At 37.8% G+C, this 15,704-nt stretch carries 12 protein-coding genes; 9 read left to right on the top strand and 3 right to left on the bottom strand.

Going from position 1 to position 15,704, the window contains the following annotated elements:
• Positions 1 to 26 precede the first annotated feature (26 nt).
• From hutH to hutG, 4 genes are all read left to right on the top strand, one after another.
• A complete protein-coding gene (gene hutH, locus CLV90_RS04075) occupies positions 27 to 1,601 on the top strand; it encodes a histidine ammonia-lyase (RefSeq protein ID WP_133686227.1) in 1,575 nt (524 codons plus the stop codon).
• A gap of 4 nt (positions 1,602 to 1,605) precedes the next feature.
• Entirely contained in the window at positions 1,606 to 2,859 is a 1,254-nt protein-coding gene (gene hutI, locus CLV90_RS04070) for an imidazolonepropionase (RefSeq protein ID WP_133686226.1), read from the top strand.
• Positions 2,860 to 2,914: 55 nt separating this feature from the next.
• Positions 2,915 to 4,915 carry a urocanate hydratase gene (locus CLV90_RS04065; RefSeq protein WP_133686225.1) on the top strand — a complete coding sequence of 667 codons (2,001 nt, stop codon included), beginning with the start codon at positions 2,915 to 2,917 and terminating at the stop codon, positions 4,913 to 4,915.
• Between the two features lie 79 nt (positions 4,916 to 4,994).
• Positions 4,995 to 5,951, top strand: a complete 957-nt coding sequence (gene hutG, locus CLV90_RS04060) for a formimidoylglutamase (RefSeq protein WP_133686224.1) — start codon at positions 4,995 to 4,997, stop codon at positions 5,949 to 5,951.
• 183 nt (positions 5,952 to 6,134) lie between these two features.
• Here hutG and CLV90_RS04055 read toward each other — a convergent pair whose 3' ends face one another.
• Both CLV90_RS04055 and CLV90_RS04050 read right to left on the bottom strand, forming a co-directional pair.
• On the bottom strand, positions 6,135 to 6,488 hold the full coding sequence (locus CLV90_RS04055; protein WP_133686223.1) for a pyruvate kinase: 354 nt from the start codon (positions 6,486 to 6,488) through the stop codon (positions 6,135 to 6,137).
• Between the two features lie 105 nt (positions 6,489 to 6,593).
• Complete coding sequence (locus tag CLV90_RS04050) at positions 6,594 to 7,052, bottom strand: COG2426 family protein (protein ID WP_133686222.1); 459 nt, start codon at positions 7,050 to 7,052, stop codon at positions 6,594 to 6,596.
• A 230-nt stretch (positions 7,053 to 7,282) separates the two neighbouring features.
• On the opposite strand from CLV90_RS04050, the gene CLV90_RS04045 reads away from it, so the two are divergent.
• Positions 7,283 to 8,674, top strand: coding sequence for a Gfo/Idh/MocA family protein (locus tag CLV90_RS04045; RefSeq protein WP_133686221.1), 1,392 nt, complete (start codon positions 7,283 to 7,285; stop codon positions 8,672 to 8,674).
• Here the strand turns inward: CLV90_RS04045 and CLV90_RS04040 are convergent, their stop codons facing one another.
• Positions 8,675 to 9,148, bottom strand: coding sequence for an Lrp/AsnC family transcriptional regulator (locus CLV90_RS04040; RefSeq protein WP_133686220.1), 474 nt, complete (start codon positions 9,146 to 9,148; stop codon positions 8,675 to 8,677).
• Between the two features lie 534 nt (positions 9,149 to 9,682).
• Between CLV90_RS04040 and CLV90_RS04035 the strand changes: the two genes are divergently transcribed.
• From CLV90_RS04035 to CLV90_RS04020, 4 genes are all read left to right on the top strand, one after another.
• Entirely contained in the window at positions 9,683 to 12,646 is a 2,964-nt protein-coding gene (locus CLV90_RS04035) for a TonB-dependent receptor (protein ID WP_166638532.1), read from the top strand.
• A gap of 28 nt (positions 12,647 to 12,674) precedes the next feature.
• Positions 12,675 to 13,178, top strand: a complete 504-nt coding sequence (locus tag CLV90_RS04030; RefSeq protein ID WP_133686218.1) for a hypothetical protein — start codon at positions 12,675 to 12,677, stop codon at positions 13,176 to 13,178.
• Between the two features lie 28 nt (positions 13,179 to 13,206).
• Positions 13,207 to 14,397 carry a pyridoxal phosphate-dependent aminotransferase gene (locus CLV90_RS04025; protein ID WP_133686217.1) on the top strand — a complete coding sequence of 397 codons (1,191 nt, stop codon included), beginning with the start codon at positions 13,207 to 13,209 and terminating at the stop codon, positions 14,395 to 14,397.
• 118 nt (positions 14,398 to 14,515) lie between these two features.
• Positions 14,516 to 15,703, top strand: a complete 1,188-nt coding sequence (locus tag CLV90_RS04020) for an AEC family transporter (RefSeq protein WP_208295090.1) — start codon at positions 14,516 to 14,518, stop codon at positions 15,701 to 15,703.
• Position 15,704: the final 1 nt, after the last annotated feature.

Here is a 15,704-nt window from a genome sequence, read left to right as displayed (position 1 = left end):
AATAAAAATATTGAATAAGCAAGGCTATGGGCAAACAGACGTTTAAATTGGGTGAAGATTGGCTTACCGCCGGGAAAGCAATGCAAATTGTTCATGGTGAATATTCTACCATACTCTCTGAAGCTACAGAACATAAAATAACCGCAAGCTGGAAAATTGTACAGAACATTGTAGATAAAGGTCACCCAGTATATGGCATAAATACAGGTTTTGGACCATTATGTACCACCAAGATTTCTAAGTCAGAAACCAATATTTTACAGACCAACATACTTCAAAGTCACAGTGTGGGTGTTGGGGAACCTATAGTAAAAGACATTGCAAAGTTGATGCTGATTCTGAAAGCGCAATCGCTGGCAAAAGGCTATTCGGGCATTGCCTTGAATACGTTAAATAGAATTATTTGGCATATAGAAAACGATGCAATTCCTGTAGTTCCCTCACAAGGTTCTGTTGGTGCATCTGGAGATTTGGCGCCGCTTTCACATTTATTCCTACCACTTATTGGTTTAGGCAAGGTAGAATACAAGAATGAAACCATAACTACTGAAACCCTTTTCAAAAAAACAGGATTAGCACCAATCGCTTTAGGTCCGAAAGAAGGGCTGGCATTGATAAACGGCACGCAATTTATAGCGGCACATGCTGTAAAAGTGGTAGCTCAATTACATTCTATTTTAGCTCAGGCAGATGTAATTGGCGCTATGATGATAGAAGGTCTGCAAGGTTCTGTAAAACCCTTTTACAATGAACTTCATGCACTGCGCCCATTTAAAGGAAACGTGCATGTGGCAAAACGAGTTAAAAAATTATTGAAGGGTTCTGAAATTATGGAAGCCCACGTAGATTGCGAAAAAGTACAAGACCCCTACTCCATTCGTTGTATTCCACAAGTTCATGGAGCTTCAAGAACTGCATGGTTACATTTAAAAGAATTATTAGAAGTCGAGTTAAATTCGGTTACCGATAATCCGGTAATTATAAATGAAGAACTGACTATAAGTGGTGGTAATTTTCACGGTCAACCTTTGGCAATGGCACTAGATTATGCTTGTTTAGCGGCATCTGAAATAGGAAATATATCTGACCGTCGCATTTATTTATCCTTAGAAGGTAATAGTCCCGGTGTACCAAAACTACTCATGAACGATACGGGAATTAATTCCGGGTACATGATTTTACAATACACTACCGCAGCATTGGCAAGTGAGAATAAGGGACTTTGCTTTCCGTCTAGCGCAGATAGTATTCCTACATCCTTGGGTCAAGAAGACCATGTAAGTATGGGGTCTATTGGTGGTAGAAAAGCATTACAGGTAATTGGTAATGTTGAGAAGATATTGGCAATTGAATTACTGACCGCTGCCCAAGCTTTTGAATTTAGAAAGCCGTTGAAATCGGGCATTTATTTAGACGAGGTACATAATGCCGTACGCGAGCAAGTGCCTTTTGCTAGTAAAGACCGTGTATTCTCTGATGACATTGAAAAGGGCATTACCATGATTAAAGATCAGACCATACTAAAAGTTATAGACCGCGTACAAGCAGAACATAACATATCTTTAAAGACAAAACACTCAGAAGAGTTCGAAAACTACTAATCTAATGACAAAAAGAACACTTATAGGTCCGTTTGTACAGATCATACCCATGACGGGAATAAAGCTTAAAGGTGCAATTTCTGATAATGAGCTAGCTATTATTGCTGAAGGCGGAATTGTTATAGAAAACAAGGCAATAGTTGCCACAGGCGATTTTGAAGATTTAAAATTAAAATATCCAGAAGCAGAGATTCATGTATTGAAAGGAAATCATATTTGTCTTCCTGGCTTTATAGATGCTCATACCCATATATGTTTTGGTGGCTCTCGCGCCCAAGATTACGCCATGAGAAATGCGGGCAAATCATACTTAGAAATCGCAAATGCAGGAGGTGGTATTTGGGATACGGTTACCCAAACCAGAAAATCGTCTATAGAAGAATTGACCAAAAGCACTATTAAAAGAGCTAATCGTCATCTTAAAAACGGAACAACTACCCTAGAGGTTAAAAGTGGCTACGGATTAACAGTAGATGAAGAATTAAAAATGCTTCGCGCAGTTAAAGAGGCTAATGCAAAGGCATTGCCAGAATTGATTTCTACGTGCCTTGCAGCGCATATGTTACCAAAAGATTTTGAAGGAACAGAAAAGGAGTATTTAAAAATGATAAGTGAGGAACTGTTCCCGATTCTTAAGGAAGAAAATCTAACGCATCGGGTTGATGCCTTTATTGAGCAAAGCGCTTTTTCAGCGGATGAGATTCAGGCATATTTTTCAAAAGCCAGCGAAATTAATTTTGATATTACCGTGCACGCAGACCAATTTTCTGCAGGTGGCAGTAAAGTAGCAGTTGATTTTAATGCGATTAGTGCAGACCATTTAGAGGCAAGCGGAGATACAGAAATAGCATTATTAGCACAAAGTGATACCATTTCTGTTGCACTACCCGGAGCTTCAATAGGTTTAGGATGCGATTTTACTCCAGCACGTAAATTATTGGATGCAGGTGCGGCACTTGCAATCGCAAGTGATCACAACCCTGGATCTGCACCAATGGGAGATTTACTGACCCAAGCCAGTATTCTGGGAACATTTGAAAAATTGACTAATGCCGAGGTTCTAGCAGGAATTACCTTCAGAGCAGCAGCAGCTTTGAAATTGGAGGACCGTGGAAAATTGGAAGCCGGACTTTTAGCTGACCTGGCCGTATTTCACTCCGATAATTATCAAGATATATTATACAATCAAGGGAATTTAAAACCTTGTATGATTTGGAAAAATGGGGAGTTGGTTTTTGATAGGCATAAAGCTCCCTAGCCCCCAAAGGGGGAACTCCTAAAAAGTACTAATTCTATAGTTCAAAACATAAAAGATGGATTTTAAAGCACAAATACAGATTGGTATACCGACAGAACTTCCTCCAAAAAAGGAGCGTTCTTCAGCGGTTAGTCACGCACCAAACCGAAAGCAAATACTTTCTAGAGAAGAGAAGCAATTGGCGATTAGAAATGCGTTGCGTTATTTTCCGGCGGACTGGCATGCGGTATTGGCTACTGAATTTGCTGAAGAGTTACAGACCTACGGCAGAATCTACATGTATCGCTTTCAACCCACTTATGATATGCATGCTCGTGCTATTTCAGCTTACCCGGCACAAACGAGTCACGCTGCGGCAATCATGCTAATGATTCAGAATAATCTGGATCCTGCCGTTGCACAGCATCCACAAGAACTCATTACCTACGGTGGTATCGGTGCTGTATTTCAGAATTGGGCACAGTACCTATTGACCATGCAGTATCTGTCAGAAATGACCAACGAGCAGACCTTACATATCTATTCTGGTCACCCTATGGGATTATTTCCGTCATCAAAAGAAGCACCTAGAGTTGTGGTTACTAACGGAATGATGATTCCGAACTATTCCAAACAAGACGATTGGGAAAAATACAATGCGCTTGGCGTAACCCAATATGGACAAATGACTGCGGGTTCTTATATGTACATTGGTCCGCAAGGCATTGTTCATGGCACAGCGATTACAGTTATGAATGCTTTTAGAAAGGTGTTGAAGGCGGATGAAAATCCCAATGGAAAAATATTCTTAACTGCCGGATTAGGCGGAATGAGCGGTGCACAACCAAAAGCCGGTAACATTGCCGGATGCATTACCATTTGCGCAGAAGTGAATCCACTTGCAGCAAAGAAAAGACATGAGCAAGGTTGGGTAGATGAACTTATTGATGATTTAGATATTTTAGTTTCAAGAACAAAGGAAGCAAAATCTAAAAACGAAGTCGTATCTCTTGCTTTTATTGGCAATGTGGTCGATGTATGGGAACGCTTCTTTAAGGAGGCTATATTCATTCACCTCGGTTCTGACCAAACCTCATTACACAACCCGTGGGCCGGTGGTTATTATCCTGCCGGATCAACTTTTGAGGAATCCAACAAAATGATGAATCAAAATCCTGACGCCTTTAAAACGAAAGTTCAAGAATCGCTTCGTAGACATGCAGAAGCAATTAATCAGCATACAAAAAAAGGAACCTATTTCTTTGATTATGGCAATGCCTTTTTATTGGAAGCCTCAAGAGCAGGTGCCGATGTAATGGCAGAAAACAAAATAGACTTTAAGTATCCGTCGTATGTGCAAGACATTTTAGGTCCCATGTGTTTCGATTACGGATTTGGACCATTTCGTTGGGTATGCTCCTCTGGTAAAATAGAAGATTTAAGAAAGACCGATGCTATTGCATTTCGTGTACTAGAAGAAATTAAAAAAGATGCTCCGTCAGAAATTCAGCAGCAACTATCAGATAATATCAAATGGATAGCTGAAGCTGAACAAAATAAATTGGTCGTAGGTTCAAAGGCCAGAATTTTATATGCCGATGCAGAGGGTAGGGCAAAAATAGCACTAGCTTTCAACGAAGCCATTGAAAATGGAGAATTAAGCGCACCAATAATTCTGGGTCGTGATCACCATGATGTAAGTGGTACTGATTCGCCTTACCGAGAAACAAGTAACATTTATGACGGTAGTAAATTTACTGCAGACATGGCCATACATAATGTCATTGGCGACAGTTTTAGAGGTGCTACTTGGGTTTCAATACACAACGGTGGCGGAGTTGGCTGGGGAGAGGTCACCAATGGCGGATTCGGAATGGTTCTAGACGGATCGAAAGATGCAGAGCGAAAGCTAAGAAATATGCTCTTTTATGATGTAAACAACGGAATTGCAAGACGTAGCTGGGCTAGAAATAAAGAGGCAATGTTTGCCTTACAACGTGAAATGGACAGAACAAAAACATTAAAAGTTACCATGCCATCTTTAGTCGAAGAAAAACATTTAAAAGATTTATTCTAAAAATGTAAGATTAAGACTACTTTATCGTTTTAATAAAACGACGGATTCAAAATCGTAATATTTATTTGAATTAAATGATATGTCAAATTACAAATTAGCGAATAGGGATAATTGGAAAGGACGTGCTTCTAACCAACAGCTCTATCTGCACGAAAAAATATCATTTTCTAGTATTCAAGACCCTTTACCTGTTACGAACAATAAAACAATAGCTTTATTGGGCTATAGTAGTGACGAAGGTGTTAGACGAAATTTTGGCAGAGTTGGTGCAGCATTAGGACCAGACGAAATTCGTAAGCAATTAGCGAAAATGCCAAATCATTTAAAAGATAATACCCGATTAATAGATTTTGGAAATTTAGAATGTAAAAATCAAGATTTAGAAGAGCAACAAATCGAATTTACAAAGGCTGTAAGCCATTTAATTAAAAATAGGGCAACACCAATACTAATTGGAGGTAGTCATGATTTGGCATACGCTCACTACAATGGTTTACTAGAACATGTAAAAACTAAAGAAAAAATAGGAATTATTAATTTTGATGCCCATTTTGATTTAAGGGCAAATACGAAAGAAAACAATTCTGGCACACCGTTTTACCAAATTGCCACAGATCATCAAGACAAAGGTCAGGTCATTAAATATATGGCTTTAGGCATACGAAAAGATGCAAATACAAAGGATTTATTCGAATTTGCCGAGGCGCATCAAGTCAACTACCTTTTTCAGAAGTATTTTAATATGAACTACCTTGAACATGTTCAGTTAAGGCTCATTCAATTTCTAGAAGATGTAGATTATGTGTATACTACAATAGACTTAGACGGTTTTTCATCCGCTTTTGCACCAGGTGTAAGTGCCCCTTCGCCCATGGGCTTTTCTCCAGATATTGTATTAGAAAGTCTAAAACTAATCATCGATTCTGGAAAATTAGTAGGATTTGATGTAGTAGAACTAAACCCCAAGTATGATATTGATGACCAAACAGCAAAATTAGCCGCATCATTGGTTCATTACGTTATTCATAACCTATAGGATAAAAACAAAAAAAGCCTCCCTTAATGGAAAGCCTTTCATTGGGTTCTATCGATTAAATTCGATAAACACAATTGCCTCAAATCTCTTTGAGACACAACACAACGCCGTAAAGGTAGTAAGAGTTTTTTAATTAAAAAACGGTCTGTTCATTTCTTGTAACAAGTATAGCCTTTTTGAATATTACTGCGACTCTTGAGCTTTAAACATCTTATAGATATGTTGCTTTTCTTTTAGCGTAAATTGCTTCTCTTCAAACCAGTCATGAATTCTTATTTTTTCATTTTCTATTTGGGCATTTCTAATTGCTTTTAAAGAAACAATATGCCAATGCGACCCCTTATTTCTATTCACAGAATAGCCAACATCTTCTATAATGTAAGATTGTTTGGGTCTGTTAATAAGTCGTACTCCATTTTTTAAAACTGCAAGAGTTTCGGTAAGTCGAACAACTTCAGAAAAAGAATATCTAGCAAAATCGTTGAAACCGTTCTGCTCTACATTATATAATTTGTCTCCAATTTTAAGGGTATCCATAGCTTGAAAAAGCTACAAATTTAAAAGGCCGAGTCAGTAAATGAAATTAAAATTGGGTATAGTTATTCACAAAATAAATGGATAAAAAATCTTGGGAAATACATATTATGCCATTCCCTTCATGGTCAACAAAGTAGTTGCCCAAACAATTAAAGAAGATAAAAATATACCAATGGTATTTGCCAAAAAGGCTTTCTTTCTTTCTATCTTAAAAAGGTAACTGGCAATACTACCAGCGTAAACACCAGTACCTGGCACAGGTAACATTACGAAAAATATGAGTCCGAAAAAGCCATACTTCTTGATCTGGTCTCCAGAGCCTGACTTTGCTCTTCTGGCCACAAACAATGCATTCCTTTTATAAAAATGCCATCTCAGCAAATACCTATTGACTGTATTTAAGAAAAACATCATGATAGGAAATACCATAACATTAGCTAAAAAACAAACTACAAATACAACGTAAATATTTACCCCTTGAAGAAGACCATAGGGTATACCAACTTTAGCCTCTCCTAGTGGGGAGATACTCCAAAGTGCAGCAATAAGAATATCTTTCAACAATGCCGTTTTTTTAAGGGAATGCAAAACTACGTTGATCTCGAAAAATTTTATGCCATTTAAATCATAAATGTTGCCAATTAGTCAATTATACAGGTGAATGTCAGTAAAACACAGCGCATACGCTTTTAGAATAATAATATTAGAAGATTCTGCAGCATTCGCATACCCCCAAGACCATTATTATTTGGTATTTTTAATAGCATCAACACCAAATTTCAACGCTTACCATCATGACAAAAAATAATTCTAGAAGGTCGTTTATAAAACAAGCTTCACTTACCTCAGCAGCTTTAAGCACTACGCCGTTTCTACTTGCGGCACCAAAACACCAAACTGAACTACTACAAAGAGCTTATTCCTTTCAAAAGTTCGGGGTTAATGACCAAATTAATATAGCCCTCATAGGCACGGGTATTCAAGGCATTTATGATACACAGGCAGCTTTACAAGTTGACGGTATAAAAATAGTAGCGGCATGTGACTTGTATACGGGCAGACTTGATAGAGCTAAAGAGCTTTGGGGACAAAATATTTTTGTAACAAGAGATTACCGAGAAATTTTAAATAGAAAAGATATTGATGCCGTACTAATTGCGACACCGGATCATTGGCACCAAACGATAACCGTAGCCGCATTAAAAGCTGGCAAGCATGTGTATTGCGAAAAACCTATGGTTCAAAATTTCAATGAAGGTCAAGAGATTATTAAAGCCCAAAAAGATTCTGGGAAAATTTGTCAAATAGGAAGTCAAGGTATGTCATCGTTAGGTAATGAAAAAGCAAAAGAGCTGTATGAAGATGGTGCTATTGGTGATATTGTAATGTTAGATATGTATAATGATCGGTATTCTGCGGAAGGAGCTTGGCAATATCCAATACCTACCGACGCCAATTTTAAAACCATTGATTTTGAAACCTTTTTGGGGAGTGCACCAAAAGTCCCATTTGATAACAATCGATTTTTTAGATGGCGAAACTACCAAGATTATGGCACCGGTGTTGCCGGCGATTTATTCGTTCATGCATTCTCAACCTTAAACTATGTAATAAATTCAGACGGACCGAACAGAGCTTTAGCAACTGGCGGACTCCGTTATTGGAAAGATGGTAGAGATGTACCCGATGTTTCCATTTCATTGTACGATTACCCAAAAACGGAAACACACGCACCGTTTAATGCCGCTTTTCGCATCAACTTCATCGCAGGTAGTGGCGGTGGTGGCGGATTTAAATTGATTGGTACAGAAGGCGAAATGGAAATAGGTCAGAATTCGGTAACCATAAATCGTTCTAAACTTGGCATGGAACCAAGCGGATATTCTATGATATCTTTTACAGAAGATATGCAAGCTAAAATTAGAAAAGAATATGCTGCTAAAGAATTAAATACTAGAGCAAGTAGCTTAGCTACAGGTACAACTACTTGGAAAGCGCAACGAAATTATAAAGGAGCCCATTATGATCATTTCTTTAATTTCTTTACGAGTATAAGAACTAACGGAAAGATAATACAAGACCCAAAATTCGGGTTAAGAGCGGCAGGTGCGGCATTATTAGCAAATGAAAGTTATTCAAGAAAACAACCGGTAGACTGGGATCCGACCGAAATGAAATTACTATAATTAATCTTCTTCTACTTCTACGAATTGAATATGACGTTCCAAATTCTCTTCAATTGATATAAAAGATTCTATACCACGTATACCTGAAATACTCAGAATTTCATCTTGATACACTTGTTTGTAATGAAAGCTATCTCTAGCATGCATTTTTATGAAGACATCGTATTTTCCGGTTACGTGGTGTATTTTTACTACCTCTTCAATTTCGTTCAACCTCGACATAACTTTTTTAAAAAGACTTATTTCACTTAAGAAGATTCCTAAGAAAATGGTCATTTTCCAGCCCATTTTAGCATAATCTAAACTTAGGGTCGCTCCAGTAATTAAACCCATTTCTCTCATTTTTCGCATTCGCATGTGTACGGTACCAGGGGAAACAATCAGTTTCTTGGCTACATCTGTATAGGGGGTCTGCGCATTTTCTGCTAAAATGTTTAAAATACTGAAATCAACTTGGTCTAATTTGTTCCTCATCTGTCCTGTTGGTTTAAATGACTATTTCAATAAATTTTGAATTATTATTGAACAATTGTAGGGATTTAACCCTTTTTAACAAATTTAATTTATACTTATCTAATATTTAGTATTAATATAGCAATAAAACAGCCAATAATTGAGGTATTGTTTATTTTCCTCTGATCAAATTATCAATAGCATAAAAAGCACATTTCTGGGCAATAATATCAGATTACTACATTTTTAATTTCAAATAACTAAAAAATTGAATTATTGATAAATTATATTAAAAAAACTGCCAATAATTCAGAATATACCTCTTCAACACCTTCATAATCAACACCTCAGAAATAAGAGCTGTTTTTAATTTACTTGAACAATGTATAATATTGTATAAGTCAATTAATCACCTAATAACATGATTTTTGACTCGTAAAGTATCCGGAACTTTTCTTTTACGCATAATGTATTTCCCCCAGTAGTTTTCCTGCTAACCCCAGGATTGCTTATTAGGTAGATACACCATTGAGCAACAACTAAACTCACATGATTATGAAGAAAATTCTAACATTATCCTTCTTGCTACTATGTACCGTATTCGTAGCACAAGCACAGGAAATTACAATTAACGGTAAAGTGTCTGACACACAAGGACCCTTGCCCGGCGTTAACGTTATGGTCAAAGGAACAACTAAAGGTGTCATTACAGATTTTGATGGACTTTACTCCATTACGGCATCAAGTGATGCCATACTTGTGTATTCTTTTATAGGTTATGCCAAAATAGAAATACCCGTAAATAGTAAAACAACGATTAATGCTATTCTTGAAGAATCCGCACAACAATTGACAGAGACCGTGGTAGTGGGATCAAGAGGGCAAGCAAGAACAAAATTACAGACTGCATCTCCGGTAGATGTTATAAGCGTAAGTAAAGAGGCCATTAACATGCCACAATTGGATGTTGGTCAATTACTTGTTGCTTCTGCACCATCGTTTACGGCTGTTAGATCGCAGGGGGGTGACCTTAGTGCTTCGGTTACACCGCCTTCTTTAAGAGGTTTGGGTCCCAATCAGTTATTGGTTCTAGTAAATGGCAAAAGACGCCATAGTGGAGCACAATTAATAAGTTCGGCAACAGGTGGATCTGCAAATTCAGTTGATATGGATTTCATTTCTTTAGATGCTATAGAGCGTGTGGAAGTTTTACGGGACGGTGCCTCAGCACAATATGGTTCTGACGCTATTGCAGGGGTAATCAATATAGTTACCAGAAAAGGTACGGACAAATTCACTGCAAACTACACTGCCGGGTTTTATACCAATTCCAATCCAGATATTAGTGATTCCAATATTAGCCAATCTGACCAAGATTTGCTTAACGATACAGACGGAGCAGATGGTATAACACATCAACTTGGAATCAATTACGGAACCTCTTTTGAAAACGGAGGATATCTAAACGTTGCAGGAACTTATCGTCAAAATGAAGCAGCAATTCGCCCAAACATTAGCGGCGCTACACCTTATGGAGACTCTTATCTAAATAATGAAAGAACAGATGCACAGGGTAACCCTATAATAACCAATCCTGAATTATTGGCCGCACAAACTGCCGGAGATGCTGCTCTTGCCGCAGAATTACAGACAGATGCAGGACTACTTGCTGCACGTGGCCTTACTGCGAGAGACATATCAACCTTTGCAGGTTTATCACCAAGTGTACTGGGCGTAGTTTCTTATGATCTAGAAATACCACTTTCTGAAATGTCTGAAAGCAGCTTTTATTCCTTTGGTGATTTTGGGTATAAAGCAGGTCAGCTATTTGGATGTTTTTATAGAAGATCAGCACAAACCGATCGTTTCAATTATGACCTGTATCCTAACGGTTTTAGACCACAAATGACCAATGATCAAACCAATTTGGCTTTTACAGGTGGTATTAAAGGAAAAGTAGGTGAATGGGATTTTGATTTTAGCAACACCTTTGGCACCAACACTCAAAGACTTGGACAATTTAATACGTTTAACGCAAGTTTACAATCTGCTTCACCAACAGAAATAGATTTGGGTACGCACAAATTTACACAGAATACAACCAACTTTGACCTTTCTAGATACTACCCAGATTTCTTATCTGGTCTTAACATAGCTATTGGAGGAGAATTTAGAATTGAGAACTATATTATAGAAAGAGGACAAGAAGAAAGTTACGCTGCAGGCGATGCAGGTGTTATCACCGCAACAGAAGACAATCAACAACTTATTGGACCAGATGGTTTTCCTTTAGAAGGTTTGGACGGCAGTCCGATTGTTGATGCTAATGGAGATGCACTTGTACTACCTTATGGTGGTGTCAGCTCCTACCCTGTTCTACAATACAGTCCTAATTGTCAATGTTTTAGAGGTTTTGCACCTGAGAACGAGGCAAATGAGTTTCGCTCGGTTACAGGACTTTATCTAGACCTGGAATTGGATGTTACAGACAAATGGTTTGTAAGTGGTGCGTTACGTACAGAACAATACTCAGATTTTGGCGGAGTTTTTACCGGCAAATTTGCTACTCGTTATTCTATTACAGATAATTTATCAGTTAGAGGATCAATCAGTAATGGCTTTAGAGCACCATCATTACAAGAATTGAATTACTCACATACGTTTACCTTTTTTGTTGATCTAGAACCGTTTGACGGAACACTATATCCAAATAGTAGTCAGGTCGCAAAAACTATTGGTATTCAACAGTTACAGGAAGAAAGATCCACTAACATAGGTTTAGGAATCACTGCAAAACTTTTTAACAAGTTAGACCTTAGTATCGATGCCTTTCAAATCGATATTAAAGACCGCTTGTTCAGTACTGGTAACTTCAGTGCAGGTGACGCCCCAGCTTTAGAACCACTTATAGGTGCTGGTTTGGCAAGTTTTAGAATTAACGGTGGTGATATCAGCACAAAAGGTATAGAAATAGTAGCTAACTATAGTGAAAGAGTTGGCGAAGGAATGTTGAATTTAAACGTATCCGGATTGCTATCAAACAGAACTTTTGAAGGTGCAAACGTTCCTGATTTGAATACGGTTTTGACGGATCAAGAACTTGAAGACCTTTATATTGACCGTGCTGTAATAGGTGCCTATGAGCAAGGTGTTCCAAACACACAATTTATTGCTTCTGCAACATATAGCATAGGAAAATGGTCTGGAATGCTTAGAGGTAACTATTTTGGGGAAATCGCCAGAATAGATGATGGTATTGGCACCTTGACCGATGCTAACTTTCCAAATGTTGGGGAACAGGGTTTTTCCGATCAAACATTTTCGGCTCAGGTTACCTCTGATTTAGGGATTACATATAAGGCTTCTGAGAACCTGGCCTTTACCCTAACCGGACAAAATATTTTCAATAATTATCCCGATTTATATCGATCAGAAGAAAGAGGTTTTTACCTATACGGTAATGCACAACAAGGATCTCTAGGGGCTTTTTATTCAGTAAGGGCTACACTAAGCTTCTAATTGATGTTTAACATTAAAAATTAAGAAAATGATAAAGACATATATAAAAAAGTTAAGTGTATTAACTGTAATCTTAATAACATTCGGGTCGTGCGATTTAGAACGGCTAGATTCAGCTCAAGAGGCAGCCGAAGGTGGTGGAACCTTAGACACTTTTACCGCCTATACCATAGATTCTACAGACCCAATGGGATCCAATGTTTTTGGAAGAATCGTATTCTGGAAGACCGATTTAGAGCAAACATTGGTACAAATTTCAATGTACAATACCATAGAGGACACCTTTCACCCAGCAGTGATTATTGATGGAGCCGTTGGCGTTGGCACTTCGGTTTTAACAACGTTAGATGATGTAGACGGAACTACTGGAGAACTTTCTGAAAACAAGTTCTTTCTAATTACGGACACATCGTTCTACGACAGTTTAGAAACACTTGACGCACATGTTAGCATTGCATTGAGCACAGTCGATGACACTGTTGTTGCCGAAGGAAATATAGGTGCCAATGCTACGCCGGTAGATTCAAACTAGAAATTTTTTAACTTAAATATAGCACAGTATGAAAACAAATGTAAACAGAAGAGATTGGCTTAAAAAAGGCGTTCTTACCGCAGCTGGTGTAATGGCAGCACCGTATTTGACCTATGGCGCTTTCCCGTCGCAACCAATATCGGTAGATGCAAAAGGAAACATCCCTTACACTCCGTTTTTTAAAGAGTATTTACCACATGCGCCTCAGGCACCGGTAGAACTTTTGGCAAAACTGAATGCCAACGAAAATCCGATTGGACCATCGCCTATGGCAATAGCTGCAATGCAAAAGTATGCTGTTGGAGGAAATCGTTACGCTTGGAAAGAACTATACGCATTAATGGATAAAATAGCTGCATATGAAGGTGTAAAACCCGAATCAATAATGATGGGTCCTGGCTCATCTGATTTATTGGAAAAAACAGCTATGGTTTTTTTCAAAGAAGGTGGCAATATCATCTCAGCAGATCCAGCGTATATGTCTCTGATCAAAGTTGCAGAGGCAACTGGGGCAACTTGGAAACCAATTAAACTAAAAGACGATTGGTCTCACGATTTGGCTGGTATGGAAGCAGCTATTGATTCTGATACGAAATTAATTTATATCTGTAACCCGAACAATCCAACCGGTAGCATAACCGAACATAATGAACTTTTAGATTTCTGTTCACGAGTTTCTGAAAAAGTACCTGTATTTATTGATGAGGCCTATTTAGGGTTTTTAGGCGAAGGCTTGAAAAAAAGTATGGTTTCGTTAATCAACGAAGGTAAGAATGTAATGATCGCACGTACGTTCTCAAAAATACAGGGAATGGCCGGTCTACGCGTAGGTTATGTAGTCGCCCAACCTGAAACTCTAGAAATTATTCAGAGTGTAACACGAGGTGGTATGGGCATAACCCTACCATCGGTTCATGCAGCAATGGCGAGTATGGACGACACTGCTTTTTCTGAAAAAACTATTATTTTAAACAAGGAGTGTAGAGAGTACGTATATAAGAACTTGAAAAGAATGGGGTATGATTATGTTCCATCTTCTACAAGTTTTATCATTTTCCCGATTGAAATGGACGGTAAACCTTTCTTAGAAAAAATGACCGCAGAAGGTGTTGGCGTAAGAGCTTTTGAAATTTATGGTAAAAACTGGTGCCGAGTAAGCATGGGTACTATGGATGAGATGAAGTTGTTTACAGCTGCCCTTGAAAAAGTGCTAGTTTAAGTTTGAATTAGTCCGGGAGTTGGAAGATTGGATAATTGCCTTGACACAAAAATCCTGAATTCAACTCCTACGGACTATTCATAATTCAACTAACTACTCAAACCAAAACACTCAAAAAATGAATTTTGCATTACAAAAAACCCTCGAATTAATACTAATTATAGGTCTTGGTGTACTGCTACAAAAGAAGGTAGCTAAGCAAGATTTAAAAGGTGTTAAAGTCCTTATATTAAGTGTGGCGTTACCAGCGACCATATTCGTGGCACTTTTAAAAATAGAACTTAACGGAACCTTATTGGTTTTTCCGTTAGCTGCCTTAACTTTTAATCTTTTGATGTTATTAGCTACCAAATACTTTTTGGCAGCCTCTTTACATAAAGAAGAAAAAAGTAAAAAACGGACCTTGATGATGCTTTTACCATCTACTGCACCTGGTCTTTCTTGCTTTCCATTTATTGTAGCTTACTTAGGTGATGATACCTTAGCATTGGCTGCACTTGCAGATATTGGAAATAAAATATTTGTTCTGATACTTCTATACATGCTCGCCATGCATTGGTATCGAAAAAACGCTGTTGTAGAAAAACAAGAATCTTCTTCAGCCAAATTAAAAGGACTGTTCATTTCTTTAATAAATGAGCCTATAAACATCGTTATCGTAGTAGGCTTACTAATGTTAGGCTTCGGTTTGGACCTTTCATCTTTACCTACATTCTTTCAAAACACCGCTTTAAGCATTAAAGATTTAATGACACCGTTAGTACTATTATTTATTGGCATGGCGGTTAGAATAAATAAAGGAGAGTTTAAACTGATAATTTCTATGCTGTTTCGTAGAATGGGACTTGCATTTTTATTGAGCGGTCTTTTTGCATATACCATACCCGCGTTAACTCCGGCTATGATTTTACTATTAGTGGTATTCCCACAAAGTGCATGTAGCTTTTGGCCATTTGCCCACATGAGTGCCATACAATCAATGGAAGAGAAAGATAAACAACCAAACCCAACTTTTGATGTTAACTTCGGATTAAACATATTAGCATGTTCACTACCATTCTCAACGCTACTAATTATAGGAATATTTTCATTTAGCGATTACTTTATTAATCCGATAACGTTGCTTGGCTTAGGTACCATTATTTTAGCGATATCCTTTGCTCCGGACATTTTTAAAACAACCAGTTTCAGAGCAGATAGAGAGCGCAAAATTGCACGAAAAAAATTAAAAAAGAAATCTAAAATGACCATTGCGAAAGGTAATTATGAAGACGAAAAAACTTTGAACGAAGCCAAAGCCAGCTAAG

It is taken from the genome of Maribacter spongiicola (assembly GCF_004364165.1).
Lineage (GTDB): Bacteria > Bacteroidota > Bacteroidia > Flavobacteriales > Flavobacteriaceae > Maribacter > Maribacter spongiicola.
The sequence above is the reverse complement of the archived record's forward strand: the minus strand, read 5'-3'. Positions and strand labels throughout refer to the sequence as shown.